Annotated in this window: 18 protein-coding genes; 15 read left to right on the forward strand and 3 right to left on the reverse strand. The window is 68.9% G+C overall.

From position 1 onward, the window contains the following. The first annotated feature begins 10 nt into the window (after positions 1-10). The 8 genes from EDD93_RS24930 (at position 11) to EDD93_RS24965 (ending at position 10,876) form a co-directional block, all read left to right on the forward strand. Positions 11-934, forward strand: a complete 924-nt coding sequence (locus EDD93_RS24930) for a carbohydrate ABC transporter permease (RefSeq protein WP_123527265.1) — start codon at positions 11-13, stop codon at positions 932-934. Between the two features lie 94 nt (positions 935-1,028). After that, complete coding sequence (locus EDD93_RS24935; protein WP_398904803.1) at positions 1,029-1,949, forward strand: carbohydrate ABC transporter permease; 921 nt, start codon at positions 1,029-1,031, stop codon at positions 1,947-1,949. Between the two features lie 213 nt (positions 1,950-2,162). After that, the gene (locus EDD93_RS24940; protein WP_123527266.1) at positions 2,163-3,362 is read left to right on the forward strand and encodes an ROK family transcriptional regulator; all 1,200 of its coding nucleotides are present in this window, start codon (positions 2,163-2,165) and stop codon (positions 3,360-3,362) included. A 123-nt stretch (positions 3,363-3,485) separates the two neighbouring features. Then, positions 3,486-4,583, forward strand: coding sequence for a substrate-binding domain-containing protein (locus EDD93_RS24945; protein ID WP_398904805.1), 1,098 nt, complete (start codon positions 3,486-3,488; stop codon positions 4,581-4,583). Between the two features lie 226 nt (positions 4,584-4,809). Then, positions 4,810-5,604, forward strand: a complete 795-nt coding sequence (locus EDD93_RS24950; RefSeq protein WP_123527267.1) for an ATP-binding cassette domain-containing protein — start codon at positions 4,810-4,812, stop codon at positions 5,602-5,604. Continuing rightward, entirely contained in the window at positions 5,601-6,932 is a 1,332-nt protein-coding gene (locus EDD93_RS24955) for a sugar ABC transporter permease (RefSeq protein ID WP_123527268.1), read from the forward strand. Before EDD93_RS24950 ends, EDD93_RS24955 begins: the two co-directional genes overlap by 4 nt. 308 nt (positions 6,933-7,240) lie before the next feature. Beyond that, positions 7,241-9,220, forward strand: a complete 1,980-nt coding sequence (dxs, locus tag EDD93_RS24960; RefSeq protein WP_260255854.1) for a 1-deoxy-D-xylulose-5-phosphate synthase — start codon at positions 7,241-7,243, stop codon at positions 9,218-9,220. Positions 9,221-9,370: 150 nt separating this feature from the next. Beyond that, positions 9,371-10,876 (forward strand): amino acid permease, encoded by a 1,506-nt coding sequence (locus EDD93_RS24965; RefSeq protein WP_123527269.1) that lies wholly within the window; start codon positions 9,371-9,373, stop codon positions 10,874-10,876. A gap of 25 nt (positions 10,877-10,901) precedes the next feature. Here the strand turns inward: EDD93_RS24965 and EDD93_RS24970 are convergent, their stop codons facing one another. Further along, entirely contained in the window at positions 10,902-11,312 is a 411-nt protein-coding gene (locus EDD93_RS24970; RefSeq protein WP_123527270.1) for an NTP pyrophosphohydrolase, read from the reverse strand. A 208-nt stretch (positions 11,313-11,520) separates the two neighbouring features. Here EDD93_RS24970 and EDD93_RS24975 point away from each other — a divergent pair, with 208 nt between their 5' ends. Together EDD93_RS24975 and EDD93_RS24980 are read left to right on the forward strand one after the other, a co-directional pair. Further along, on the forward strand, positions 11,521-12,303 hold the full coding sequence (locus tag EDD93_RS24975) for an endonuclease/exonuclease/phosphatase family protein (RefSeq protein ID WP_123527974.1): 783 nt from the start codon (positions 11,521-11,523) through the stop codon (positions 12,301-12,303). 130 nt (positions 12,304-12,433) lie between these two features. Further along, positions 12,434-13,162, forward strand: coding sequence for an SDR family oxidoreductase (locus EDD93_RS24980; protein WP_123527271.1), 729 nt, complete (start codon positions 12,434-12,436; stop codon positions 13,160-13,162). Positions 13,163-13,259: 97 nt separating this feature from the next. Here the strand turns inward: EDD93_RS24980 and EDD93_RS24985 are convergent, their stop codons facing one another. After that, positions 13,260-14,357, reverse strand: a complete 1,098-nt coding sequence (locus EDD93_RS24985) for an LCP family protein (RefSeq protein ID WP_123527272.1) — start codon at positions 14,355-14,357, stop codon at positions 13,260-13,262. 306 nt (positions 14,358-14,663) lie between these two features. Between EDD93_RS24985 and EDD93_RS24990 the strand changes: the two genes are divergently transcribed. The 5 genes from EDD93_RS24990 to EDD93_RS25010 all read left to right on the forward strand — a co-directional run bounded on the left by EDD93_RS24990 (position 14,664) and on the right by EDD93_RS25010 (position 24,188). Further along, on the forward strand, positions 14,664-15,743 hold the full coding sequence (locus tag EDD93_RS24990; protein WP_260255855.1) for a hypothetical protein: 1,080 nt from the start codon (positions 14,664-14,666) through the stop codon (positions 15,741-15,743). Positions 15,744-15,971: 228 nt separating this feature from the next. After that, on the forward strand, positions 15,972-17,576 hold the full coding sequence (locus EDD93_RS24995) for a hypothetical protein (RefSeq protein WP_148083903.1): 1,605 nt from the start codon (positions 15,972-15,974) through the stop codon (positions 17,574-17,576). 197 nt (positions 17,577-17,773) lie between these two features. Then, positions 17,774-18,964: a CDP-alcohol phosphatidyltransferase family protein gene (locus EDD93_RS25000; RefSeq protein ID WP_123527274.1), complete on the forward strand. Its 1,191-nt coding sequence runs from the start codon at positions 17,774-17,776 to the stop codon at positions 18,962-18,964. Then, positions 18,961-23,421: a glycosyltransferase gene (locus EDD93_RS25005; protein ID WP_123527275.1), complete on the forward strand. Its 4,461-nt coding sequence runs from the start codon at positions 18,961-18,963 to the stop codon at positions 23,419-23,421. Before EDD93_RS25000 ends, EDD93_RS25005 begins: the two co-directional genes overlap by 4 nt. Positions 23,422-23,492: 71 nt before the next feature. Continuing rightward, positions 23,493-24,188, forward strand: a complete 696-nt coding sequence (locus tag EDD93_RS25010) for an Ig-like domain-containing protein (protein ID WP_123527276.1) — start codon at positions 23,493-23,495, stop codon at positions 24,186-24,188. A 52-nt stretch (positions 24,189-24,240) separates the two neighbouring features. On the opposite strand, the gene EDD93_RS25015 is transcribed toward EDD93_RS25010, so the two are convergent. Then, positions 24,241-25,929, reverse strand: a complete 1,689-nt coding sequence (locus tag EDD93_RS25015; protein WP_260255856.1) for a hypothetical protein — start codon at positions 25,927-25,929, stop codon at positions 24,241-24,243. Positions 25,930-26,037: the final 108 nt, after the last annotated feature.

The raw sequence follows: 26,037 nt of genomic DNA on the forward strand, positions 1-26,037 counted from the left end.
TCGGTAAACGATGCAGCACGGCAAGTACCGCTTCATTGTGGGGTTCTTGGTAGTCCCACTGGTGTTGTACGCGGTCTTCGTCATCTGGCCGTTCATCCAGGCCATCTACTATTCGTTCACGGACTGGACCGGTCTGAGTCCCGACTTCAAGATGGTCGGCTTCGACAACTACACCAGGATGCTCAAGGACGACATCTTCTGGAAGTCCTTGCAGCACAGCCTGGTGCTGGTGCTGGTGCTACCGCTGGTGACGCTGGGCCTCGCGCTCTTCTTCGCCTTCATGCTCAATGTCGGGGGCCGGCGGCGCAAGAACGCCGCGGTCTCCGGCGTGCGGGGTTCGGGTTTCTACAAGATCGCCTACTTCTTCCCGCAGGTGCTCTCGATCGTCATCGTCGCCCTGCTGTTCCAGTTCGCGTTCAACCCGCGCAGTGGAATGCTGAATTCGGCGCTCAAGGGAGTCGGTCTCGGTTCCATTCAGCCGGACTGGCTGGGCGATCCGAGTCTCGCGCTCATCTGCGTCATGTCGGTGCTGGTCTGGTCGACCGTCGGATTCTTCGTCGTTCTCTTCTCCGCCGGAATGGCGTCCATTCCCAAGGACTTCTACGAGGCGGCGCTCCTGGACGGGGCCAACCGCATCACGACGTTCTTCAGGATCACCCTGCCGCTGCTCTGGGACACCGTGCAGTCGGGCTGGGTCTACATGGGCATCCTGGCGCTCGGGGTCGAGGCCTTCACAGCGGTACAGGTCATGACGGTGGGCCCCGGCGGCCCCGACTACTCGAGCACCGTCCTGCCGCTGTACGTCTACCAGACGGCCTTCCGTGACGGTCAGGCCGGATACGCGACGACGATCGGTGTCGGACTGCTCATCATCACCATGGCGTTCGCCGCCATCGTGATGCGACTGGGCCGGCGCGAGCGGCTGGAGTTCTGATGCCGCGCTCCCCGGGGCGCGGTGCCCGGACTCCCAGCAGGCAAGACAGCCCGGCCGAGGCGGCCGGCTCGACAGTAGTACGAGGTGAGCGCACGTGAAGGCCACTGACATCCCTCCCGTGGACGCGGTGAAGGAACCGGCCCCCGCGGTGGCCAAGGCGCCCGCACCCGGCGGCAAGGAGAAGAGCAGCGAGGGCAAGGTCCTCAACGTCTTCTCGCACGGCGTGCTGGTCATCTGGGCGATCCTGGTGGTCATGCCGCTGCTCTGGGCGATCATGGCCTCGTTCAAGACGGACGACTCGATCCTGTCGACGCCGTGGGCGCTGCCGGACAAGCTTCACTTCGAGAACTGGTCGCGTGCCTGGGGCCAGGCGCACATGAGCGACTACTTCCTGAACACCATTCTGGTGGTCGGCGGTTCGCTCATCGGCACCCTGCTGCTCGGTTCGATGGCGGCGTACGTACTGGCGCGGTTCGACTTCCCGGGCAACCGCTTCATCTACTACCTGTTCATCGGAGGGATGAGTTTCCCGATCATCCTGGCGCTGGTCCCGCTGTTCTTCGTCATGAACAACATGGGCCTGCTGAACACGCGGCACGGACTGATCATGGTCTACATCGCGTACTCGCTGCCCTTCACCGTCTTCTTCCTCACCTCGTTCTTCCGCTCGTTGCCGAGCTCGGTGGCCGAGGCGGCGATGCTCGACGGGGCCTCGCACACCCGGACGTTCTTCCAGGTGATGCTGCCGATGGCGAAGCCCGGCCTGATCAGCGTCGGTATCTTCAACTTCCTCGGGCAGTGGAACCAGTACCTGCTGCCAACGGTCCTGAACACCGATCCGAAGTACCGGGTGCTCTCCCAGGGCCTGGTCGAACTGGCCAACGGGCAGGGCTACAAGGGCGACTGGTCAGGTCTCTTCGCCGGTCTGGTGATGGCGATGCTGCCGGTCCTCGCGGCCTACATCATCTTCCAGCGCCAGGTGGTGGCCGGCCTCACCGCAGGAGCGGTGAAGTAACTCCTCGAACGCTCGCACCGAACGACCGAACCGCCCCCCGGCATCCGCGCCGGGGGGCGGTTCGTCTGTTTACGGGGGAGTTCGCGGGGGTCGTCGTGCGAGGGTCCGGTGCTCATCCGAGGCTTCGACTGCTCAAGGTCTTGACGGGGAGTACCCCAAAACGCTCAGCTTAGAGTTCACATGTTGGAGAATATGGCAGGAGTGAGAGAGTCGATGGAGACTCCGGGGTCGCAGACATCTCTGCATCGCGCCAACCTTGAGCGGGTAGTGCGCGCCGTACGTATGGCGGGTTCGCTCACCCAGGCGGAGATCGCCAGGAGCACGGGCCTCTCCGCGGCCACCGTCTCCAATATCGTTCGCGAACTGAAAGAGGGCGGCACGGTCGAGGTGACCCCCACCTCGGCGGGCGGCCGCCGCGCGCGCAGCGTCTCGCTCAGTGGTGACGCGGGCATCGTCATCGGCGTCGATTTCGGGCACACGCACCTTCGGGTGGCGGTCGGCAACCTGGCCCACCAGGTGCTCGCCGAGGAGTCCGAGCCGCTGGACGTGGACGCCTCGTCCGCGGAGGGCTTCGGACGGGCGGAACAGCTGGTCAACCGGCTGATCGAGACGACCGGGATCAGCCCCGGCAAGGTGATCGGGGTCGGCCTCGGTGTACCCGGCCCGATCGACGTCGAGTCCGGCACGCTGGGCTCCACGTCGATCCTGCCGGGGTGGACGGGCATCAACCCCAGGGAAGAGCTGGCCGGCCGCCTCGGAGTGCCGGTCTACGTGGACAACGACGCCAACCTCGGGGCCCTGGGGGAGCTGGTCTGGGGGAGCGGCCGGGGGGTCACGGACCTCGCGTACATCAAGGTCGCGAGCGGTGTCGGCGCCGGTCTGGTGATCGACGGGCACATCTACCGGGGCCCCGGCGGCACGGCCGGCGAGATCGGCCACATCACCCTCGACGAATCGGGTCCGGTCTGCCGCTGCGGCAACCGCGGATGCCTGGAGACGTTCACGGCCGCGCGGTACGTGCTGCCGCTGCTCCAGCCCAGCCACGGCCCCGATCTCACCATGGAGCGGGTGGTCCAGCTGGCCCGTGAGGGCGATCCGGGATGCCGCCGGGTGATCGGTGACGTCGGGCGGCACATCGGCAGCGGGGTGGCGAACCTCTGCAATCTGCTCAACCCCAGCCGGGTGGTCCTCGGCGGCTCGCTCGCGGAGGCCGGCGAACTGGTCCTCGGGCCGATCCGCGACTCGGTCTCGCGCTACTCCATCCCCAGCGCCGCGCGGCAGCTCTCGGTGCTCCCGGGGGCGCTCGGCGGCCGGGCGGAAGTGCTCGGCGCGCTCGCCCTCGTCCTGAGTGAGATGGGTGATTCGACCCTTTTGGAGAGCACCCTCCCGACGGCGACCCCTGCCTTCACTTAGATAACGAATGGCACCGTTGTCATCTCGTTAAGGATTTACTCCTTGACGCTGGCCTCGGGGCCGAGTTGACTTCCAGCCACCTCGGCCGCAACGCTGCGGCCTCGTCAGGGAGGCACACCCAGAATGAACGCAATGACGCGACGCATCGTCATAGGCACGGCCGCGGTTTCCATGGCCGTCTCCCTCGCAGCCTGCGGCAAGGCGGGCGACGACAAGGACAGCGGTAGCGGTGGTGACAGCAAGACCATCGGCCTGCTGCTGCCGGAGAACAAGACCACGCGTTACGAGACCTTCGACCGCCCGATGATCGAGGCGAAGATCAAGGCGCTCTGCGCCGACTGCGACGTCAAGTACAACAACGCCGGCGGCGACGCGGAGACCCAGAAGAAGCAGTTCGACTCGCTGGTCACCCAGGGCGTCAAGGTCATCATCCTGGACACGGTCGACTACAAGGCCGTGAAGTCCTGGGTCCAGCAGGCCGACAAGAAGGGCGTGAAGGTCGTCGCGTACGACCGTCTCGCCGAGGGCCCGATCTCCGCGTACATCAGCTACGACAACGAGAAGATCGGCCGCCTCCAGGGCGAGGCGCTCGTCAAGGCGCTGGGCCCCAAGGCGAAGAGCAGCAACGTCGTCATGATCAACGGCTCGCCGCTCGACCCGAACGCCCCCTTCTTCAAGAAGGGCGCGCACAGCGTCCTGGACACCCAGGTCAAGAAGGTCGTCTACGAGCAGGACATCCCGGACTGGTCGCCGGACGAGGCGAACAAGAAGATGGGTGCCGCCCTCGACTCGCTGGGCAAGAACGGCTTCCAGGGCGTCTACTCCGCGAACGACGGCATGGCCGGTGGCATCATCACCGCCCTCAAGAAGCAGGGCGTGAAGGTCCCGGTCGGCGGTCAGGACTCCGAGCTCGCCGGTCTGCAGCGCATCCTCGCGGGTGAGCAGTCCTTCTCGATCTACAAGCAGATCAAGCCGCAGGCGGACACCACCGCGGGCATCGCGGTGAAGCTCCTCAAGGGCGAGAAGTTCGACGACCTGGTCAACACCAAGGTCGACAGCCTCTCGGGCGAGTTCAAGGCCACCCCGTCGCGGCTGTACGACGCCACGGTCGTGACCAAGGAGAACATCGGCTCCACGATCGTCGCGGACAAGGTCTACAAGGCCTCCGAGATCTGCACCCCCGAGTACAAGAAGGCGTGCGAAGCCGCCGGTATCAAGTAACACCGGCGGGCAAGCCCTCAGGGGCGCCCCTTGCCAGTCCGGCCCCCGCCCCGTCAACGCCCCGCAAAGCGGGGGCGGGGCCGGACTCTTCCCACCGGATCCGGTCGTCGGACTGCCGCCGCCCCAGGCCTCACGGCCACCAGGCGACGACGGTGGTCCGAGGACCCGAACCGGCACCCCTCAGTGCGATTGCAGCACCATCCCCGCCGGTCAGGCGGCGAAGGAGATGATTCACGTGTCCGCTACGCCCGTGCTGGCGTTGCGCGGAATCTCCAAGCGGTTCGGCGCCGTTCAGGCGCTCACCGATGTGAACCTGGAGATTCACCCCGGCGAAGTGGTTGCCCTGGTCGGCGACAACGGCGCCGGCAAGTCAACCCTTGTCAAGACCATCTCGGGTGTCCACCCGATCGACGAAGGCGCCATCGAGTGGGAGGGCGGGACGGTCCGGATCAACCGGCCGAACGACGCCCAGGACCTCGGAATCGCCACCGTCTACCAGGACTTGGCCCTCTGCGACAACCTCGATGTCGTCGCCAACCTCTTCCTCGGCAACGAACTGCGCAGCGTCTCCGTCCTCGACGAGATCGCGATGGAGAAGCGCGCCAAGGAACTGCTGGACACCCTGTCCATCCGGATCCCCAGCGTCCGCATACCGGTCGCCTCGCTCTCCGGTGGTCAGCGTCAGGTCGTGGCCATCGCCCGCGCCCTGATCGGCGACCCCAAGGTCGTCATCCTCGACGAGCCGACCGCCGCGCTCGGCGTCGAGCAGACCGCCCAGGTCCTCGACCTCGTGGAGCGGCTGCGCGAGCGGGGCCACGGCGTCATCCTCATCAGCCACAACATGGCCGACGTGAACGCCGTCGCGGACCGGGTCGCGGTGCTCCGTCTGGGCCGCAACAACGGCGTCTTCGACGTCAAGACCACCTCCCACGAAGAGGTCATCGCCGCGATCACCGGCGCCACGGACAATGCCGTCACGCGCCGCCAGGCACGCACAGTCACGAAGGAGGACGCAAAGTGAGCGACCTCGCCAAGACCCCCGGGCCTTCCACCAAGAAGTCCGAGAAGTCCGAGCAGAGTGCCACGGTGCCGGCCCAGGCGGAGCCGTCGACGGCGACCATCCCCGCGGTGGACCCGCGCCTGCTCATCCGCGAGGAGGGCTTCAAGGGCTACTGGTCGGAGTTCATCCGCAAGGTGCGCGGCGGTGAGCTCGGCTCGCTGCCGGTCTTCGTCGGGCTGATCGTCATCGCGATCGTCTTCCAGCTCCAGAACAGCAACTTCCTCTCCGCCAGCTCCGTCGCCAACATCGCTGTCTACAGCTCCGGCCTCGGCATCATGGCGGTCGGCATCGTGTTCGTGCTGCTGCTCGGCGAGATCGACCTCTCGGTCGGCTCGGTCGCCGGTGTCGGTGCGGCCACCTGGGCCGTGCTCAACGTCAACCACGGCTGGCCGGAGTGGCTGGCGATCCTCACCGCCGTCCTCGCCGGAACCGCGCTGGGCGCCCTGCACGGCTTCTTCTTCGCCAAGATCGGGGTGCCGGCCTTCGTCGTCACCCTGGCCGGCTTCCTCGGCTGGAGCGGTCTGCAGGACTGGATGATGGGCGGCGAGGGCTCGATCAACACGCCGTCCGGCAGTGTCGTCGAGGACCTCACCAACTACTTCTTCGAGGACAAGGGCGTCGGCTACGGCCTCGCCGTCGTCGCCGTGGTCGCGTACGCCGCGTCCCTCCTGGTGGACAGCAAGCGCCGCAAGGCCGCGAACCTGCCCGCCCGCCCGGTCACCGAGATCGTGCTGCGCACCGGCGTCGTCGCCGTCCTGTGCTTCGTCGTCGCGTACGTCCTGAACGAGCCCGAGGGCGCCCGCGGTCTGCCGCTGGCCCTGGTGCTCTTCCTGGCCGTCCTGGTGATCGCGGACTTCGTGGCCCGCCGCACCACCTTCGGCCGCCAGGTCTTCGCGGTCGGCGGCAACGCCGAGGCCGCGCGCCGCGCCGGTATCAGCGTGGACCGCATCCGCATCATCGTCTTCGCGCTCTCCGGCACGCTGGGCGCCTTCGGCGGACTCTTCATCGCCAGCCTCTCCGGCGGCGCCACCAAGAGCGTCGGCGGCGGCAACACCCTGATGCTGGTGATCGCGGCCGCGGTCATCGGTGGCACCAGCCTCTTCGGTGGCCGGGGCAAGGTCTGGTCCGCGCTCCTCGGCATGGTCGTCATCCAGTCGATCCAGCAGGGCCTGAACATGATCGGCATGGCCAACGCCGTGCAGTACATGATCACCGGTGCGGTTCTCCTCGCCGCCGTGGTCATCGACTCGGTCTCCCGCCGCACGCAGAAGACCGCGGGCCGCGCCTAGTACCGCGTTCCGCGCCCGGTGACCCGGGCCCGGCCGCAGCGCGACACCGGCAGTGCCCGGCTCCCCCTCGAAGGGGAGCCGGGCACTGCCGGCGTTGCGGGGCCGCTGCCCGGGGCGTCGTTCCTGTCACAGTGCCCGGTGGGAACCATTCGCGAGGCGCCGCGAACGCACAGGTGGGACCGGCTCGCCCCGCCTCACCGGCCGGGCCCGGCGGGTCGGCACAGGCCTGCCCGATGTCCGTGGCGGCGAACGGAACATTAGACTCATCGGATCGGCATGCTCGACCAGCACAATCGCAAGGAGGCACGGTGACACAGCCGCGCGAAGCGCGTCATGCACGGGCGGTGGTGGGCGACGGATGGGATCTGCTGGCCAGCATCGGCGGACCGCGTGACCTGGACCGGCTCACCCCCGAGCAGCTGGAGCAGCTCGCCGAAGAGATCCGGACCTTCCTCGTCGACGCCGTCTCCAAGACCGGCGGACACCTCGGACCCAACCTGGGCGTGGTCGAGCTGACCATCGCCCTGCACCGGGTCTTCGACTCGCCGAAGGACAAGGTCCTCTTCGACACCGGCCACCAGAGCTACGTACACAAGCTCCTCACCGGCCGCCAGGACTTCACGAAGCTCAAGAGCAAGGGCGGCCTCTCCGGCTACCCCTCGCGTGCCGAGTCCGAGCACGACGTCATCGAGAACTCGCACGCCTCCACGGTGCTCGGCTGGGCCGACGGCCTCGCCAAGGCCAACGAGGTGCTGGCGCGCCCCGACCACGTCGTCGCGGTCATCGGTGACGGAGCCCTCACCGGCGGCATGGCCTGGGAGGCGCTGAACAACATCGCCGCCGCCAAGGACCGCCCGCTCGTCATCGTCGTCAACGACAACGAGCGCTCCTACGCGCCGACCATCGGCGGCCTCGCCAACCACCTGGCCACCCTGCGCACCACCGACGGCTACGAGCGCTTCCTGGCCCGCGGCAAGGACCTCCTGGAGCGCACCCCCGTCGTCGGGAAGCCGCTCTACGAGACGCTGCACGGCGCCAAGAAGGGCCTCAAGGACTTCATCGCCCCGCAGGGCATGTTCGAGGACCTCGGCCTCAAGTACGTCGGCCCGATCGACGGACACGACATGGAGGCACTGGAGTCGGCGCTCCAGCGCGCCAAGCGCTTCGGCGGCCCGGTCATCGTCCACTGCCTCACCGAGAAGGGCCGCGGCTACACCCCGGCGCTGCTGGACGAGGCCGACCGCTTCCACGCCGTCGGCAAGATCCACCCCGACACCGGCCTGCCCGTCGCCACCTCGGGCCTGGACTGGACCTCCGTGTTCGGCGAGGAGATGGTCAAGCTCGGCAGGGAGCGCGAGGACATCGTCGCGATCACCGCGGCCATGCTCCAGCCGGTCGGCCTGGCCAAGTTCGAGAAGGCCTTCCCGGACCGGATCTACGACGTCGGCATCGCGGAGCAGCACGGCGCGGTCTCCGCGGCGGGCCTCGCCACCGGCGGCCTGCACCCCGTCTTCGCGGTCTACGCCACCTTCCTCAACCGCGCCTTCGACCAGGTCCTGATGGACGTCGCCCTGCACAAGTGCGGCGTGACCTTCGTCCTGGACCGGGCCGGGGTCACCGGCACGGACGGCGCCTCGCACAACGGCATGTGGGACATGTCGATCCTGCAGTGCGTGCCGACCCTCCGGATCGCCGCCCCGCGCGACGCCGACCAGGTTCGCGCCCAGCTGCGCGAGGCCGTCGCGGTCGACGACGCGCCGACGGTCGTCCGCTTCTCCAAGGGCGCGGTCGGCCCGTCGGTCAAGGCCGTCTCCACGGTCGGCGGCATGGACGTGCTCCGCGAGCCGGCCGCCGCCCGGCCGGACGTCCTGCTCGTCTCCATCGGGGCGCTCGCCCCGATGTGCCTGGAGATCGCGGATCTGCTCGACGCCCAGGGCATCTCGACCACCGTCGTGGACCCGCGCTGGGTCAAGCCCGTGGACGAGGCCATGGCGCCGCTCGCCGCGAAGCACCGCGTCGTCGTCACCGTCGAGGACAACAGCCGGGCCGGCGGCGTCGGCTCCGCCGTCGCCCAGGCGCTGCGCGACGCCGACGTCGACGTACCGCTGCGCGACTTCGGTATCCCGCCGGTCTTCCTCGACCACGCCTCCCGCAAGGAGGTCATGGCCGAGATCGGGCTGACCGCACCGGACATCGCCCGTCAGGTCACCGGTCTGGTCGCCAAGCTCGACGGCCGCTACGAGACGGACGCGGAGAGCCGCTCCGTGGTGGAGCCCGTCCGGGACTGATCCGCCGCACCGCACCACGATTGGGCCGGTCGCCCACCCTGTACGGGTGGTCCGACCGGCCCATTCGCGTGAAAACCCGCCCTGCGGGGCGTGCTGATGGCGGGCCGGTCCGAATCATGGCACCCACGACGAGTGCGTGGAGGTACGCCGGTGAGCACGCAGCAGGACCTGCCCCCCAGCCGGGACGGGCTGTTCCGCACCAAGACGATCGAACAGTCGATCCGCGACACCGAGGAGCCGGAGCACGCCCTCAAGAAGTCGCTCTCCGCCCTGGACCTGACGGTCTTCGGAGTGGGTGTCATCATCGGCACCGGAATCTTCGTCCTCACCGGCAAGGTGGCCAAGGAGACGGCGGGACCCGCCACCGCCATCGCGTTCGTGGTCGCGGGCGTCGTCTGCGCCCTGGCCGCGCTCTGCTACGCGGAGTTCGCCTCCACCGTCCCGGTCGCCGGGTCCGCGTACACCTTCTCGTACGCCTCGCTCGGTGAGCTGGTCGCCTGGATCATCGGCTGGGACCTGGTGCTGGAGTTCGCGCTGGGCACGGCGGTGGTGGCGGTCGGCTGGTCCGGTTACGTCCGCTCACTGCTGGACAACATCGGCTGGTCGCTGCCCGGCGCGCTCTCCGGGACCGACGCGACGAGCGGGTTCGGCTTCGACATCCTCGCCTTCGCCCTGGTCCTGGTGCTGACCGTGATCCTGGTGCTCGGGATGAAGCTCTCCGCCCGGGTCACGACGGTGGTCGTGGTCATCAAGGTGGCCGTGGTGCTGATCGTGATCATCGCGGGCCTCTTCTTCATCGACACCGCGAACTACTCGCCGTTCATCCCCGAGGCCCAGCCGCAGCCCGCCGGATCGGGTCTGCAGACCCCGCTCGTCCAGCTGATCTTCGGCTACGCGCCCACCAACTTCGGCGTCATGGGCATCTTCACCGCCGCCTCCGTCGTCTTCTTCGCCTTCATCGGCTTCGACGTGGTGGCGACGGCCGCGGAGGAGACCAAGCTCCCGCAGCGCGACATGCCGCGCGGCATCATGGCCTCGCTCGTCATCTGCACCACGCTCTACGTCGCCGTATCGATCGTGGTCACCGGAATGGAGCACTACACCGAACTCTCCGTGGACGCCCCGCTGGCCGACGCCTTCAAGGCCGTCGGCCACCCCGTCTACGCCGGGATCATCAGCTTCGGCGCCGCCGTCGGCCTCACCGTGGTCTGCATGATCCTGCTGCTCGGCCAGACCCGGGTGTTCTTCGCGATGAGCCGTGACGGCCTGCTCCCGAGGTTCTTCTCGAAGACCCACCCGCGCTTCCACACCCCGTACCGCCCGACCATCCTGCTCGGTGTGATCATCGCGATCGTCGCCGGATTCACCAGCATCGACGAGCTCGCGACGCTGGTGAACATCGGCACGCTCTTCGCCTTCGTGGTCGTCGCCCTGGGCGTCATCGTCCTGCGCCGCACCCGCCCCGGCCTGCACCGCGCCTTCCGCACCCCGTGGGTCCCGCTGATCCCGATCCTCTCGGTGGCCGCATCGGTCTGGCTGATGCTCAACCTGCCGGCGGAGACCTGGCTGCGGTTCGGCATCTGGATGGTCATCGGCGTGGTCATCTACTTCGCCTACGGCCGCAGCCACAGCCGGGTGCACCGCACCACCGGCTGACACACCGTCCGCCGCCGCGCCGCTGTCACCCGGCCGGCGGGGGCGGCAGCGGCCGTACCGTGCGGGGGCCCACGCACAGGGCCCCGTGCGCCTCGGCCCGCCGTCGCAGCTCCCGGTCGGCAGTGACGACGACGCAGAGGCGCGGGGAAGGGCCGTCCGCGGCCTCGGCGGCGAGCTCCGCGATCCGGTCGTCACCGCTTCGGGGGGCGGCCACCACCCGTACTCCGGGTACCGGTCCGACGTCCCGGGCCCTGCCCTCCACGACGAGGACCAGATCGACGGGGCCGGGATGGCCGGGCAGCCCCTCGGTGGCGTACGGGACCAGTGAGTCGCGCAGCCGCTCGGCCGCTGCGCGGCGGTCCCGCCACCAGCCGTCGGGCACGGACCCGACCACGTTGGCGGCGTCGACGATCACCAGGGGCAGGTCGCTGCGCATGCGGAGAGCGTCTCACGCCGGGGCGTGGCGAGCGGCTGAGGGAGCGCCGCATAGGCTGCGGCCCGGCAGGCCGGAGCTATGGGGTGGGGATGCTGTGACGAGGTTCAGCGTGTGGAAGAGCTGTCTGGGCGCATTGAGCGCGTTCATTCTGGGAGCGGTCTGCGCCGTGCCGTCGGCGGAGGCTGCTGAGGCGAAGAACCTGCAGGTCATGTCATGGAACATGTGCGGCGTCGAGCGCTCGACGTATCACTGCGGGAACTACGGGACCCCTGAGCAGAAGATCGGCGTGGTGAAGTACCACGTGCTGAACAGCTATGTTCAGGCCGCTCTGCTCCAGGAGGTGTGCCAGGAGGACCTGGCGCTGCTGATGGACGAGCTGGGCACGGGCTGGAGTGCGAACTTCGCCCCGTACCAGTGGTCGCAGGACGGGGTGAAGTGGAACAGCCGGTGCGGTGATGACGATGGCCGGGCGGCCGTGCCCGGAACGGCGATCGTGGTCAAGGGAGGGATGACGGGCGCCCGGACGTATCCGACGACGCAGCCGTGGACCGGGCAGCAGTCGCCCTTCCAGTGCGCCACGGCGACGTACTGGGGCGTGACGTTGTGCAACGTTCACGCCGCGCGTCTGGGCAGCAATCCCGACCATCCGGAATGGGACTACCGCGACGACCAGTTCGCGGAGATCAAGGCGGTCGTGAACACATTCCCCAGGACCGTCTTCGGCGGGGACTTCAATTCGCTGTCCCCCGACGCGCCGGGCAACACGGCGGCCTGGGTGTGGCCGGAGGGCCTGTACTCCACCGGCGACGGGACACCGGGGTACCAGGAATGCGACCAGACGGGCGCGTCACGAACGGGACGGCCCACGTACGACAACAGCACCGCGAAGCTGGACTACCTCTTCAGCAGCGAGCCCCGGCGCTGGTGCGTCGTGGCCGACTCCGCCTTCTCGGATCACCACGTCGTGATCGAGAGCGTGAGCGTCGCCTGACAGCCGGGCACCGTCCCGGCCGGTGCGCGATTCCGCAGGGGTGGCGAACGCGCCGTACGCCCGTGCGTGCCACGTCCGCATGAGTCTTTATATGCCATATTTCGGACAGTCTCTCGACGAAAGGCATGTCATGAAGTTCGCAGTCATCGGCGGCACCGGACTGATCGGGTCGCAGGTCGTCAGGAATCTGAACGCCGCCGGATACGAGGCACTCCCGCACTCGAAGTCCACCGGGGTCGACGTCATCAGCGGCGAGGGGCTGGACGGCGCGGTCGCGGGCGCCGATGTCGTCGTCAACCTGACGAACTCACCGACGTTCGACGAAGCCTCCCCGGACTTCTTCCGCACGTCGATGGACAACCTCCTGGCCGCGTCCCGCAAGGGCGGCGTCGGCCACTTCGTCATTCTCTCGATCGTCGGTGTGGACCAGGTCCGGGAGCTGGACTACTACCGGGCCAAGGTGCTCCAGGAGGAAATCCTGGCGGCCGGTCCGCTCCCGTACTCGATCGTCCGGGCGACGCAGTTCATGGAGTTCATGGACTCGGTCCTGTCCTGGACGGCCGACGGCGACACCGTCCGGCTGCCCGCCACGCCGATTCAGCCGATCGCGGCCGCCGACGTGGCCGAGGCGGTGACGCAGGTCGCCGTGGGCGCGCCGCTGAACGGCATCCGCAATGTCGCGGGGCCCGAGGTTTTCACGCTGGACGAGCTGGGCCGCATGACGCTGTCCGCCAGGGGTGACGGCCGTACGGTCGTGACCGACCCCACCGCGGGGATGTTCGCCGCCGTCCAGGGAGACGTCCTTACCGACAGGGGTGCCCACCTCGCCTCGACCCGCTACGCCGACTGGCTGTCCTGAGCCGCCACGCCGCCCGGGGTGCGCAGGACGCACGCAGCCCCCGCCGGAGGAATCCGACGGGGGCTGCGCGCCGTCCGGGACGGGTACCGCCGTGCGATCAGCCGCCGGTCGCGGGGGACTTCTTGGCGGACTCGGGGATGGCCGAGTCCTCGCGGAGCGCCTTCCAGAGCGTCTTGGCCTGCGGCTGCGCCGCCACCACGCGGTTGGGGTCGGTCTTGTCGTACGCCACCGGCAGCATGATGGTCTCCATCGAGCCCGGGTCCACGCCGTTCATCGAACGGCCGAAGTCGGCCAGCGACTTGAGCGAGGCGAGACCCTCGTCGGTGGTGAGGGACTTGGTCGCGGAGTTGGCGATCCGGTAGGTGTTGGTCGGACTGCCCAGCAGGTTCTGCGACTTGACCTCGCTGAGCAGGGCCAGCAGGAACTGCTGCTGGAGTCCGATGCGGCCGAGGTCGCTGCCGTCACCGATGCCGTGGCGGGTACGGACGTAGGAGAGGGACTCGGTGCCGTTGAGCTTGTGGGACCCGGCGGTGAGGTCGAGTCCGGAGGACTTGTCGTGGATGTCCTGGGGGACATCGACGGTGACGCCCCCGATGGCGTCGACGAGGTCCTTGAACCCGGCGAAGTTGATCTCCAGGTAGTGGTCGATACGGACCCCGGACATCTTCTCCACGGTCTTGACCACGCAGGCCGGACCGACCTGGGAGTAGACGGAGTTGAACATCACGCGGTTCGCGGAGTCCATGGTCGAGCCGTCGGACTTGGTGCACTCGGGCCGGGTCACCAGGGTGTCGCGCGGGATGGACACGGCGACGGCCTTGTTGCGGCCCTCCGGGATGTGCACCACCATCGCGGTGTCGGAGCGGGCCCCGCTGACGCCGCCCCCGCCACCCAGCGCCTTGTTCTCCGCGCCGGCGCGCGAGTCGGAGCCGAGCACCAGCAGATTCTGCCCACTGGTGGGGAGCTTCTCGGGCCGGTCGTCCCCGAGCGCCTTGTCGATGTCGACGCCCTTGATGTTCCCGTTGAGACTGCTGTAGAGCCAGTACGCCGTTCCGCCCGCGGCAACGACGAGTACCAGGACCGACACCAGAACGACCCTGCGTATTCGCTGGCCACGTGTCCGCACCCGCTTGCGCCCGCGGCGGGGGTTCTCCGGCGAGCTGCCGTGGTCAGGGGTGATGGCGTCTTGGCTCATCCTGAGTGAGTCCTCACAACTAATGGCCTGGTCAGGGCACAGGTGATGGGCTGGGACTCGGGTGGGGGGTGGAGCCGGTCCGCGTTTTCCTGGGACTGAGCACTATAGACAGTCGCTCTGGTGTACGTACGACGGCTGTGGCGTGACTGTGACACTCCCGCCAGGTGGCCAGGAGCCCCCCGACGCGCGCGAATCGTACGCTGGCGAGCCCGGAATTCGGGCCCATGCAGGGGCTTAGGATGTAACGGATTCGAAAATGCTGGGCGGGTTGTCGGATGTCAGTTCTGGAAAGGTAATCGCAGACTCATGCACGGACAGGATGCCCGCGCGACCTCGAAGGTTGCCCGTGGGGCCACAGCGCTGCGCGGCATCTGGCTCACCCGGGGCAAGGACGGCCGGCTCACCGCGTACGTTGCCTGCGAAGACGGTCTCCGCCGCTGGACGGAGACCCGTCCGGGCGGACCGGAGTGGGACGCTCCGAGTCTCGTGCGGGTGCCGGAACTGACGCATCTGTCTGTGACGCAGAACACCGAGGCCTACGTGCACTTCGCCGGCCGCCGGGAGCGGCCCTCGGCCGACGGCGGCGTGCGCGTCGACATCGTGCACGCCATCCAGTATCAGACGGGACGGCCCCTGTCGGCCTGGAACTCGCTGGGGAACCCGCACAAGGAAGCCGACGTCGGCAGCAGGTTCGGTGCCCCCGTCGTGCTGGTGCGCGACTCGGGTGAGGCGCACGTCTTCGTCCGCAACGGGCGCGGCGGCATGATGGTGCGGCGCGAACGGGCGGACGGCAAGTGGCGCGCCTGGGAGGACCTGCGCTGCACGCGCATCAAGGACGTTCCGGCCGTCGTCGCGCTCAGCACCGGATGCATCGAGATCTTCGCGGCGACGAACAAGGAGACCCTGCACTGGGAGCAGGAGAAGCCGGGCGGCGGCTGGGGCGAGGTGCGGCGCTCGCCGGTCGTGGTGCGGCCGGGCTCCCTGGCGGTGCTGGAGACCTCGGAAGGCCGGGCCACCTACTACTGGACCGATCCCGAGGGCGGGGTCGTCGCCTACCGGGCGGGCGGCTGGACCATGCCCCTCGGGGGCGCTCCGGGTGACGGTGCGCACGCCGCGGTCCGCGCGGTCCTGGAGGGCCTGGACTGCACGGTGCTGGCCCACCGAGGGGCTGACGGCACGGCGGTCGTCGGCGTGGGAGTCACCGAGGACGAGGCCAACGGCCTGTGGTGGTCGGACACCGGCGTGCCGTGCCGGGACACCCCTGCCCTGAGGCACGACGCCCACGGCCGGGTGGTGATGGCCGTCGTCGGCGAGGACGGGGCGCTGCGCGTGGCGCGCCAGACGGACGGACCCGGGCTCAGTTTCGAGGAGTGGCGCACGCTCTGACGGTCCCGCCGTGCCCTGGTTCCCTCGCTGTGCCGTGAGGGCCGGGCCGGCGCCCCAGGGGGCGGGACCACCCGAGGCTTCTGAATTTGATCGCACCTATCCTGATTGATCAGATGCCGGAGCGCTACGGGTCGATTTCCCGACCGGGATCGGACAAGTGCAGGTCGTTCGGGAAGGCTGGGTGTCCGTGAGGCCCCGCCTTCCACAGCAGAGGGGATCGTCGGGGGCATGGCACGCAGAGGGGAGCGCCGGGCGGAGCGCGGCAGGCCGGCACCGGCCCGGACGCAAGCGGCTCCGGCCGTCGACTCGGGTGTGGCGATCGTGGTGGCCACGCCGGGGGACGCCGTGGCGCTGCTGGCTTCGCAGCAGAGCGGCCCGGTCGTCGGCATCGTCTGCGCCCGGCCGGGCGGAGCCGAGGAACGTGCGGCCCTCGACCGCGCAGTCGAGGACTGCGGCCGGCGGGGCGTGCGGGTGGCGGGCGAACCCCGGGTCCTCGACGCCGAGAAGGGGAAGATCACGGCAGGCGTGCTCGACGCGCTGCGTGAACTGCGTCCGCTGCGCGTGCACACCCTCGACCCCGATCCCGCGCACGTCTCGTTCGACACGGAGGCCAAGCGGCCGGTGATCGCGGAGCCGCCCCTGCGCGGCAGCGTGGCGCGCGCGACGATCGCGGCGGCGCGCACCTACCAGCGGGAGCGCCGCTCCCCGGTCTTCGTGCACTGCCACCGGGCGGGTGCGGATCCCCGGCTCGGTACGCAGGCGTGCGCGCGCCACCCGCTGCCGGCCCGATGGGTCGTCACCGGGGTGGACGGCCGGCTCTCCGCCTACCTCCCGTCCGCGGCCGGGGTGCTGCGCTGGACCGAGCGGCTGCGCGGCAGCGGCGAGTGGGACGGGCCGGAAGTGCTGGAGGGCCCCGATCTGCTGCCCGGTCTCACCGTCGTCCAGGACGCCCACGGCTACGTGCACCTCTTCGGTCTGCGCCGGACCAGGCGCGCGGACGGCAAGGAGCACGTCGACGTCGTGCAGACGACGCAGTACCAGAGCGGGCGTCCCGTAGGCCCCTGGCACTCGGTGGGGAACCCGAACGGCAACGACCGCGCCAAGGGGCGCGAGGTCGGCTTTCCCTCGGCCGTGTTCGACGCCGGGGGGAACCTGCACGTCTTCGTCAGGAACTTCGGGCACGGGGTCAGTACGCGCCGCCAGACGCCGAACGGTACGTGGAGCGGCTGGCAGCACCTGCGCGCCGTGCCGGTCGCCGACGAGCTGGTCGCGCTTCCCGCCGAGCCCGGCGGCGCCGAGGTCTGGGCCCGCGCCAGGGAGTCGGCCTCGGTGGTCCGCTGGTACCGGGACGGGCCCAAGGGTGACTGGCTGCCGGACACCACCAGCGCGGTGAGCCCCGCCCCGGGCACGCTGTCGGCTGCCCCCGAGGCGGGGACGCTGCGCTACCGGTACTCCGGCAGCAACGAGGTCTGCGTGGAGGTCCGGGGCGCCGGCCCCGTGAGCCTGGCCGGTGCGGACGGCGCCGGTCCGGTGGCCGGGGCGGCCGGCGTGGACATCCAGGGCTGGAGCTGCACGGTGCTGGCGCGATCCGGCGAGGCGGGGGCGTGTTCCGTGGGGGCGCACGCGGACGGCCGGCCGGAGAGCGGCGTGTGGTGGTTCGACGCGGGAGAGGTCTCGCTGGTGCCGCCGGCCGTGGCGGTGGACGGCCACGGCCGCGCGGTGGTCGCGGTGCTGGGGGCCGACGGCCGGCTGCGGCTCGCCCGTCAGGAGCCGGTGGCGAGTGGTCTGGCCCTCACCCGGTGGATCACCGTCGGGGCGCATGTGGACATATAGATCCAAAGGTGAGCCGCATGCGCCGCATGACAGTTTTTGGCGGTTCTGGATTTACCTTGATCTTGCTATGGTTTGATTCTGTCTTTATGTGGACCACAGGTGAATCAACTGTGTCCGAGATGTGAACGCCCCTTGATTGCGACTTCTTGCAGGCCGATGGGGACGCGTTGCTCACGCTGAGTCGGGTCTGAGGGGTTATGGGGAAGCTGTCGCTGCGGGCTGTTCAGAAGCTGACGTGCAAGAAGCGTGATGCCTGGTGGACCGTACTGCTGGTCGACCCCGTGGCCACCCGCATGCTGATCGGGATGGCCAAGTTCAAGTTCATCACCCCGAACAGGGTGACCTGGTCGGCCCTGTTCGTCGGTCTCGGCTCGGCGTACTACTTCCTCAAGGGCGACACCTGGTCCCTGGTCATCGGGGCCGCGCTGTACCACCTCAGCTTCATCCTCGACTGCATCGACGGCAAGCTCGCCCGCCTCAAGGGCAACGGCACGGTCTTCGGCGGCTGGCTCGACTACGTCTTCGACCGCATCCGGGTGCTCTTCTGCGCCCTCGCCCTCATGGGCGGCCAGTACCTGCGTACGCACAACGAGCTCTACCTGCTCGCCGCGCTGGCGGTCGTCTTCCTCGACATGCTCCGTTACGTCGACGCCCTCCAGATCTACAAGATGCGCATGTCCATGCGGCTCAAGATCGAGAAGGTCACGCAGGAGCGCAAGGCCCTGGAGGACGAGCTCGCCGAACAGCAGGCGGTGGCCGGCGCGTGGAACGCACCGGCCGCGCCCGAGCAGCCCAAGGTCGTCTTCATCGAGGACCTGCTCCGCGAGAACCCCGGTGTGGAGGCCGAGGTCCTCAAGCAGCAGAGCGGTGACGTCGTCGACCTGCACGCCCAGTTCCGCCATCGCTTCCCCTGGTACACCCGGTTCCGCCAGGCCCTGCTGCGCAGCCGGATCAGGCCGCACCTCATCAGCGGCATCGAGTTCCAGATGTTCATCTTCATCGTCGCGCCGCTCATCGGCGAGATCCTCTGGACGACGGCCGTCTCGGCCGCAGCGCTCGGCCTCTTCGAGCTCGTGATCATGTACAAGTTCTGGCTGTCGACGCGTGACTTCACCCGGCTCATGGACGAGCTGGCCACCGCGCCCTCCAACGCCGGCGTCATCGCCGAGCATCTGCACCGGGGACGCCACCGCCGCGCCGGCGAGGCGGACGATGCCGCCGAGGAGCAGCGGGCAGTCCTGGTCCAGCAGTTCCCGCTCCCCGAGCGGGACGACGACCTGGGGTTCCAGCCGTACCCCGAGCCGTACGTGCCGCACGCCCAGGACATCGAGACGCAGCAGCTGCGGACGCTGCCCTACTGGGCCGAGAGCGAGGGGTCCGTACGATGAGCCCGGCCGCCGACCCGGCCCTGTTCACCGTCACGGTGGTGGTGCCGGCCTACAACGCGAGCGCCACCCTCGGCCGGGCCCTGCGGTCCGCGCTGGCCCAGACGCACCGCACCATCGAAGTGATCGTCGTTGACGACGCCTCGACCGACGGCACGCTCCAGGTCGCCCGGGAATTCGCGGCCGGCGACCGGCGCGTCCAGATCATCGAACGCCCGCAGAACAGCGGCGGCGTCGGCGCCCCGCGCAACAACGGCATCATGGCCGCCACCGGCCAGTACGTGATGTTCCTCGACGCCGACGACGAACTGCCGCACAAGGCCTGCGAGACCCTGCTGGCCTCGGCGACCGCAACCGGCGCCGACATCACCGCGGGCCGCGCCCTGCGCGTCAACCTGTCCAAGGACGAGATCACCGTCTGGCAGCCGCAGCTGTACGGCACCGACCGCACCGTCGAGGGCGGGCTGCGCGCGATGCCGGAGCTCTTCGAGGACCCGATCGCCGCCGCCAAGCTCTACCGCCTGGACTTCCTGCTCGACCACGGCATCCGCTTCCCCGAAGAGCTCTTCTTCGAGGACACGTACTTCTCGACCGTCGCCTGGTACTCCGCGCGCTCCGTCACCCTCCTCGCCGCCCCGGTCTACCGGTGGATCTGGGAGCGGGAGACCGACACCCCCTCCATCACCAACCGGCGCGGCGAGCTGCGCAGCATCCGGGACCGGGTCCTGGTGCACCAGTACGCGGACGCCTTCCTGGTCCACAACGGGGCCCAGGACCTCCTGGCCCACAAGGCCGCCAAGTTCCTCTCCCACGACCTGCGCCTGTACACCCCTGAACTGCGCGCGGGCGACGAGGAGTTCCGCACGGGCTTCGCCGGCTGCGTCGCCCCGTACCTGCGCGCCCTGCCGCCCGACGTCTACGACCTGTGCGGCCCGCTGGAGCGCGTACGCGCCTTCAGCCTGCTGCACGGGCGCGTCGACATCGCGCTCACGGTCTCCGACTACACGCAGCGGCGCAGCGTGCTCAGCTCCGACCTGGTACGCCGGGACGACAAGGTCTACTGGTCCGCGGCGCTGCTGGGCCGGCCGCACGCCGAACAGTTCCTGGACGTGACCGACCTCGACCTGACCGGCAACAGCCTCTCCGACTCCAGGCTCTTCAACCAGGCCACCCTGGTCGAGATCCGTGACGGCATCCTCCATGTCACCGGCTCCATCCGGAACCAGTTCGGACGCGTGGGACCGAAGGACAAGATCGAACTCACCGCCGTGCTCCGCCGCCGCAGCACCAAGGCGGACCACACCTTCGACGTCACCGGCGTGGACGTCGACGAGGAGTTCATCCGCTACCACACCATGGTGGATCTGGACGCCACCCTCGGCTCTTCCGGCCGCGCGGGCAACTGGAACCTCTTCGTGCAGATACGGAACGGCGGGGAGCGGGCGACCACCACCGTCTGCGTGACCGGACTCGACATCGCACGGGAGCGCTACCGGAGCGCGGACGACACGTACGAGATCTACGAGACGGTCAGCGGCAACCTCGCGCTCCGCCCGGAGACCGCCGAGCAGCGCACCGCCGACAACCCGCGCGGCACGCCCTGGCTGTGGTGGGAGGGCAGAGCGGCCGCGGAGGCCCCGGCCCCGTCGCAGGAGTACGCGGCCGCACTCGTCGTGCACTGCCACAACGACGAGTACAACCTGTACGAGTTCCTCAGCTCGCTCCTGGCTCAGCGCGAGTTCGCCACGACACAGGTGGTCCTCGTCGACGACGGCTCCACCGATGCCACGTCCGCGCAGCTCGCCCAGTTCGCCTCGTTCCACGCCAACGTCGAGGTCGTCCAGCAGATCCGGCTCGGCGCCCGCTCCAGCTTCGACAACGGGCTCGGTCACGTACGGGCGCCCTACGTGGCGTTCGCCCGCGCGCAGGACATTCTGGGCGAGAACTGCATGGGCCGCCTCGTCGCGGCCGCCCGCCGGGCCAACGCCGACGTCGTCGTCGGCGACCAGGACAACTTCCCCGGGCCCCGCACCGGCGGCGTCGAGCCCTACCGGCGCTACTTCGAGACCGGGGCGCCCCGCGTCGGCCGGCTCGACGACGCCCCGTACCTGATCTTCGCCACCGGCCTCGGCGGCAAGCTGTTCACCACGTCGCTGCTGCGCCGGCACGGCCTGCGCAGCGGGCACGGCCCCGGGTTCGAGGACGCCTGGCTCGTGGTCCCGGCCCTGCTGCACGCGCGCCGCGTGACGATCGCGCCCACGGCCACGACCTTCGTACGCGATCCGGAACGCCGCGACTCGCTGTTCGACCTGACGTGGAACGACCCGGTCAAGACCCAGGAACTGATCCGGCTCTGCCGCCACCTCGTCCGGCTGACCGAGCGGCTGAACGAACGCTCCGCCCGGCTGGCCCTGCGGTTCGTCGTCCGGTCCATGCAGCCCCACCTGCGCAACATCCACCGCATCATGAGCCGCGCGGAGATCGCCGGGATCTTCCCCTCGCTGCACGAGATCTACCGGCGGATACCCGACGACCTGATCCTCCAGTACGCGAGCGTGCCCATGTCGCGCCTCCAGCACCACGCCGTGCGGACCGGCAACTACGAACTGTTCTGCGACCCGTACGCCAAACCCGGCTACCTGCCGCAGCTCCTCATCGACGACACCGGCGTGCACCGGCGTCTGGAGGCGGACCGCACCGGGACACAGCTCCTGCGGGTCGACAAGCAGAAGGCCGTCCTGGAGACCTTCGTCGCCGACGGCGAGCACCTCCGGTTCGAGGGACTGCTGGTCCTGGCCGGCGTCGACATCTCCCAGCTGTTCCGCAACCGTCTCGAACTGGTCCTGAGCGGCGGCGGCCGGGAGGCCGCGCTCCAGATCGAACAGGTCTACCGGCGCGACCGCTGGCGCTCGCGCAAGGAGCAGGACTGGTACGCCGGCTGGCGCGCCACCGCCGGCCCAGGCGACCTCGACGGGATCTCGAACCGGGACCTGAAGCTGTCGGTACGGGTCCACGACGGCGAACGCAGCCACGACATCCCCGTCGAGGCGCGCCAGATGCTGCACCGCTTCAAGGGCGTGAACCGCTCGGGCCGCGCCCGGGTGCGCCTGACGATCGCCGAGAACGAGAGCGTCACCCTGCGCCGGATCAGCGGACGGCTGCGCAGGGCCCGGTACGCGGTCGGGCGGCTGTGCGAAGAGGTGCGGAGCTCGACTCCGGGCAGCTCCGGCTGGCGGACCCGGCTGCTGTACTGGCTGATGTATCCGAAGCTGCACGGCAAGGACATCTGGATCATCGGCGAGCGCGAGGACACCGCGCAGGACAACTCGTACCACCTGTTCAAGTGGATCAGGGAGAACGAGCCGAAGCGCAAGGTGTACTACGCCATCAACGGCGACTCCCCGGACCGTCAGAAGATCGACCACCTGGGCCGGGTCATCGACCGGCTCTCCTGGAAGTACCGCGCCTACCTGCTGCACGCTACCCGGCTCATCAACGCCTACGACCTGGAGGCGTACCTCGGCTTCCCCGGCCTGTCCAAGCGGGCGTTCCTGCGCGGATACGGCGACCTGTTGCGCTACAAGCGGGTGTTCCTGCAGCACGGTGTCGTCTACAACGACGTCGTGGGCTCCATCCACGCACAGGTCACCAACGTCGACATGGTGCTCACGACGGGCCGCAGCGAGCGGGCCTACTACGCGGAGCACTGCGGCTACGGGTACGACCGCGTGGCGGCCACGGGACTGCCGCGCTACGACGCGCTCGAGCCCGTCGCCGGACCGCGCAAGATCCTGGTCATGCCGACCTGGCGGCGCGACATCGTGGCGCCCTCGTACAACAAGGCGGCCAAGCCCGAGATCCCGTTCGCGGCCTCGGAGTACTACCGGTTCTTCTCCGCGCTGCTGCGGGACGAGCGGCTGCTGAAGGCGCTCCAGTACTACGGCGTGCAGCTGGAGTTCATGCCGCACTACGAGATCAGGCCGTACCTGAAGCACTTCCGGATCGACCACCCGTCGATCACGGTCTCCTCGACCGGCCGGGACGTGCAGCTGGCCATGCGGGAGTGCTCGATGCTGGTCACCGACTACTCGTCGGTCTTCTTCGACGTCGCGTACATGGGCAAGCCGATCGTCTACACGAACTTCGACGACGAGGCGTTCTACAGCAAGCACTACAAGCGCGGCTACTTCGACCTCGCGCGCGACGGCTTCGGCCCGGCCTGCGGCCGGGTCGACCAGGCGGTGGACGAGATCATCGCCTCCATCACCCGTGGCTTCGAGGTCGAGCCCGAATACCGGCGCCGCGCGGCGGAGTTCTTCGTCCTGCGCGACACGAACAACTGCGAGCGGGCCTTCGACGTGATCGATTCGATGGACGCGACGGCGGGCGGGGACCCCGGCCGGATGTCGGGCCCGCTGATCATGGGGCGGCCCGAGGAGCAGTCCCGTGAGCGGGTGTGAAGGTGCCCGGCAACCGGCAGGGTCCCGGGCGTGGGGCCCCGGAGCGTGTCCGAGATGAGTGAGGTGTCGCTGTGACCGACTGGTATCCCCTGGTCCGGGCCGGGGTGACACATCCCCTGGTGCCGCAGGTCGGCGGCACGCTGGACCTCTTCGCGGCCGTCGACCCGGCCGCGCCGGTCGTTCCCGGCCAGGAGATCGAACTGGGCCTGTCGCTGACCCCGGTCGGCGGCGCCTACCGCACCTACGGCTACCTGCTCGACGACCTGCTCGGCGACGTCGCGACGATGCCGCGCCACCCCGGCCTGAGCCACCTGGCCAACGGGCGCTTCGCCACCTACGCGAGCGGCGTCGAACCCCGGGTGGTGAGCTGCTTCGTGCGGGTGAACGACGAGGCTCCGGAGGGTGCGGTCCTGCTGCCCCGGGTGACCATCGGTCTGATGCTGGACCAGGGGGACAAGCTGGTCTCGTCGGCCATCGTCTCCGACGCCGGGTTCCGGGTCCGCCGGCAGCCCGTCGCCGCGCAGAGCATGGTGATGCGGCAGGGCGGCCGCGCCGTCCTGCCGGCCGGTCACAGCCCGGCCGAGGGCACGCGGTTCGTGGGCGTGGGCATCGCCGGGCACGGCGTCCTCACGTGCCGGCCCGACGGAAGCGTGGTCTACGAGGCCGACCCCGGGTACTGGGGGTACGACCGGTTCGAGCTGTGCTACGAGGACGCCCGGGGGCAACGCACCTGGTCCGAGGTGATGGTGAGCATCGGCGACTTCTGATTCTCGCCGAAGGCGGGTACGGCCGGAGAATGCGGTGCGCATTCCGTGGCCGTCACCCGTCCAGAGTGACGCTTCCGGCAGCGGCCGAGAATAGCGATCCGCCGGTGCTCAGCGAGACATAGACCTCGTAGACGCCCGGCGCCGCACGCTGGAGATCAACTCCGTTGTAACCGGAAGTGGCGAAGTACGCGAAATCGTAGTTTCCGTAGTCGCCCTTCCGTATCTGCTTACGGATGGCCCCGGTCTTCTTCGACATTCCGAGCCGGAAGGAATGGGTGGAGGCGGCTCCCTGGAGTACCAGGTAGTACTGCCCGTGTCCCCGGTCGCCGGCTTCGACGCCGTGGACGAAGAAGACCCCCTCCACATGCAGAGTCCGCTCCCTCAGCCAGGTCGACTCCAGAGAGAACGCCGTCTCTGCGGAGAAGTGACCGACAATGGGGCGGCGGATGAGCCGCACGCTCTTTCCGTCCCCGATGAGCGCCGCCTCGTTGCCGCCCACGGGACGCCGGATATCGAAGGGCCGGCGAGCCACCAGCGGAGTGCGCCGGTCTATTCCCTCCGCCGGGCTCGTGACGCGGACCGAGAGATCGTACGAGCCGACCGGTATCCCCTTCATGGAGATACCCGAAGGGCTTTCGGGCTCGAACCCACCGTTGGGATAGTCGCAGGAGTACCGGTCGAAGTACTGGCTGTAGAGATACTTCGCGTCGGTGGTGGCAAGAGGGAATTCGAACTTCCGGCTCCCGCTCTCCATGACGAGAGTCTTGGTCGTCGTCGCCGGGGCGTAGGGAGAATCCCCGGGGATGAACGCGTCACCGGACAGCAGGATGTTCGCCCCTCGGATGTCCTGCTTCCTCACGACCGCCGTCAAGGTGTCGGTGGCCCGCAGCCCGTGCAGAAAGGCTTGCCGATCAGCCTCGTTGACCTGCTGTTTTCCGTTCTCCACGAACCCCAGGCGCGGATCGGCGCCCTCCGTGAGCGCCGACAGGACACCGGCGATGAGCGGCATGTTGTAGCCGGACACCTCGCCGTGCTGACGGACCATGGGCGAGTCGGTGCGAATGAAGTTGAAGTTCTCGCAGGCCCAGAAGAGCTGCAGGTGCGGACTGATCTCGGTCTCGTACTGCTCGTCGGCTTCGGACGAGAACAGGTAGATGTTGTGCCCCTGCCCGCCACGGGCCTTCAGCATGCCGGGAATCGCGTCGTCCAGCATGGCGACGTCCTGCGAGGCCATCGCTTCCCCCAGCATGTACTGGCCGGTCGCCGGACGGTCGTGCACATAACTGCCGATCAGGAACTGCGGCACCACCGTGACGATATTCCGGTATCCGTAACGCAGCCCGTAATAGAGAGCCGCACTGCCGCCCTTCGAAACGCCGAGGAGGCTCACCTGATGACGGCCGAGCCCGAGCCCCGCGAGTGTGCGCTCGATGAGGCCGGCCACCGAGGTCTCGATACTGAAGTCCATCGACCGGCACATGTAGTAGCTGTAATGGCTGTCGAAATCGTCACGTATCCACAGAATGTTGGCGCGCAGATCCATCAGCGACTTGCCGGTGAAGTGGTAGCCATTGGGTGCGCCGAGCCCGGAGAACACCACGATCAGATGCCGGGCGTCCCCCGCTGCCGCGCGAAATCGGTACTCGACGGGGAAAGGGCCCGTGGTGTCCGTCTCGGTGACCACGCTCCGCCGGTCGGTGGCCGCGCGGTTCGGTACGAGAGGAGGAAGCGCTGTGGTCATCGGGTGCTCTGCCTGATCCTGTGTGATTCCGAACACGCCCCCCGGCGGAAGACATTCGAGTGTATCCGGCCACGAGTCCGCAGGTCGACCCCGAATTCATGAAGGCGT

Source organism: Streptomyces sp. 840.1, assembly GCF_003751445.1.
GTDB lineage: Bacteria > Actinomycetota > Actinomycetes > Streptomycetales > Streptomycetaceae > Streptomyces.

Bases quoted from the DNA above. Each gene is read 5' to 3' on its own strand.
- EDD93_RS25015 (WP_260255856.1), bottom strand. From the start codon at position 25,929: ATGACCACAGCGCTTCCTCCTCTCGTACCGAACCGCGCGGCCACCGAC.
- EDD93_RS24930 (WP_123527265.1), top strand. From the start codon at position 11: ATGCAGCACGGCAAGTACCGCTTCATTGTGGGGTTCTTGGTAGTCCCA.
- EDD93_RS24995 (WP_148083903.1), top strand. From the start codon at position 15,972: ATGGCACGCAGAGGGGAGCGCCGGGCGGAGCGCGGCAGGCCGGCACCG.
- EDD93_RS24970 (WP_123527270.1), bottom strand. From the start codon at position 11,312: ATGCGCAGCGACCTGCCCCTGGTGATCGTCGACGCCGCCAACGTGGTC.
- EDD93_RS25000 (WP_123527274.1), top strand. From the start codon at position 17,774: ATGGGGAAGCTGTCGCTGCGGGCTGTTCAGAAGCTGACGTGCAAGAAG.
- EDD93_RS24980 (WP_123527271.1), top strand. From the start codon at position 12,434: ATGAAGTTCGCAGTCATCGGCGGCACCGGACTGATCGGGTCGCAGGTC.
- EDD93_RS24985 (WP_123527272.1), bottom strand. From the start codon at position 14,357: ATGAGCCAAGACGCCATCACCCCTGACCACGGCAGCTCGCCGGAGAAC.
- EDD93_RS24945 (WP_398904805.1), top strand. From the start codon at position 3,486: ATGAACGCAATGACGCGACGCATCGTCATAGGCACGGCCGCGGTTTCC.
- EDD93_RS24940 (WP_123527266.1), top strand. From the start codon at position 2,163: ATGGAGACTCCGGGGTCGCAGACATCTCTGCATCGCGCCAACCTTGAG.
- EDD93_RS24975 (WP_123527974.1), top strand. From the start codon at position 11,521: ATGTCATGGAACATGTGCGGCGTCGAGCGCTCGACGTATCACTGCGGG.
- EDD93_RS25005 (WP_123527275.1), top strand. From the start codon at position 18,961: ATGAGCCCGGCCGCCGACCCGGCCCTGTTCACCGTCACGGTGGTGGTG.
- EDD93_RS24990 (WP_260255855.1), top strand. From the start codon at position 14,664: ATGCACGGACAGGATGCCCGCGCGACCTCGAAGGTTGCCCGTGGGGCC.
- EDD93_RS24950 (WP_123527267.1), top strand. From the start codon at position 4,810: ATGATTCACGTGTCCGCTACGCCCGTGCTGGCGTTGCGCGGAATCTCC.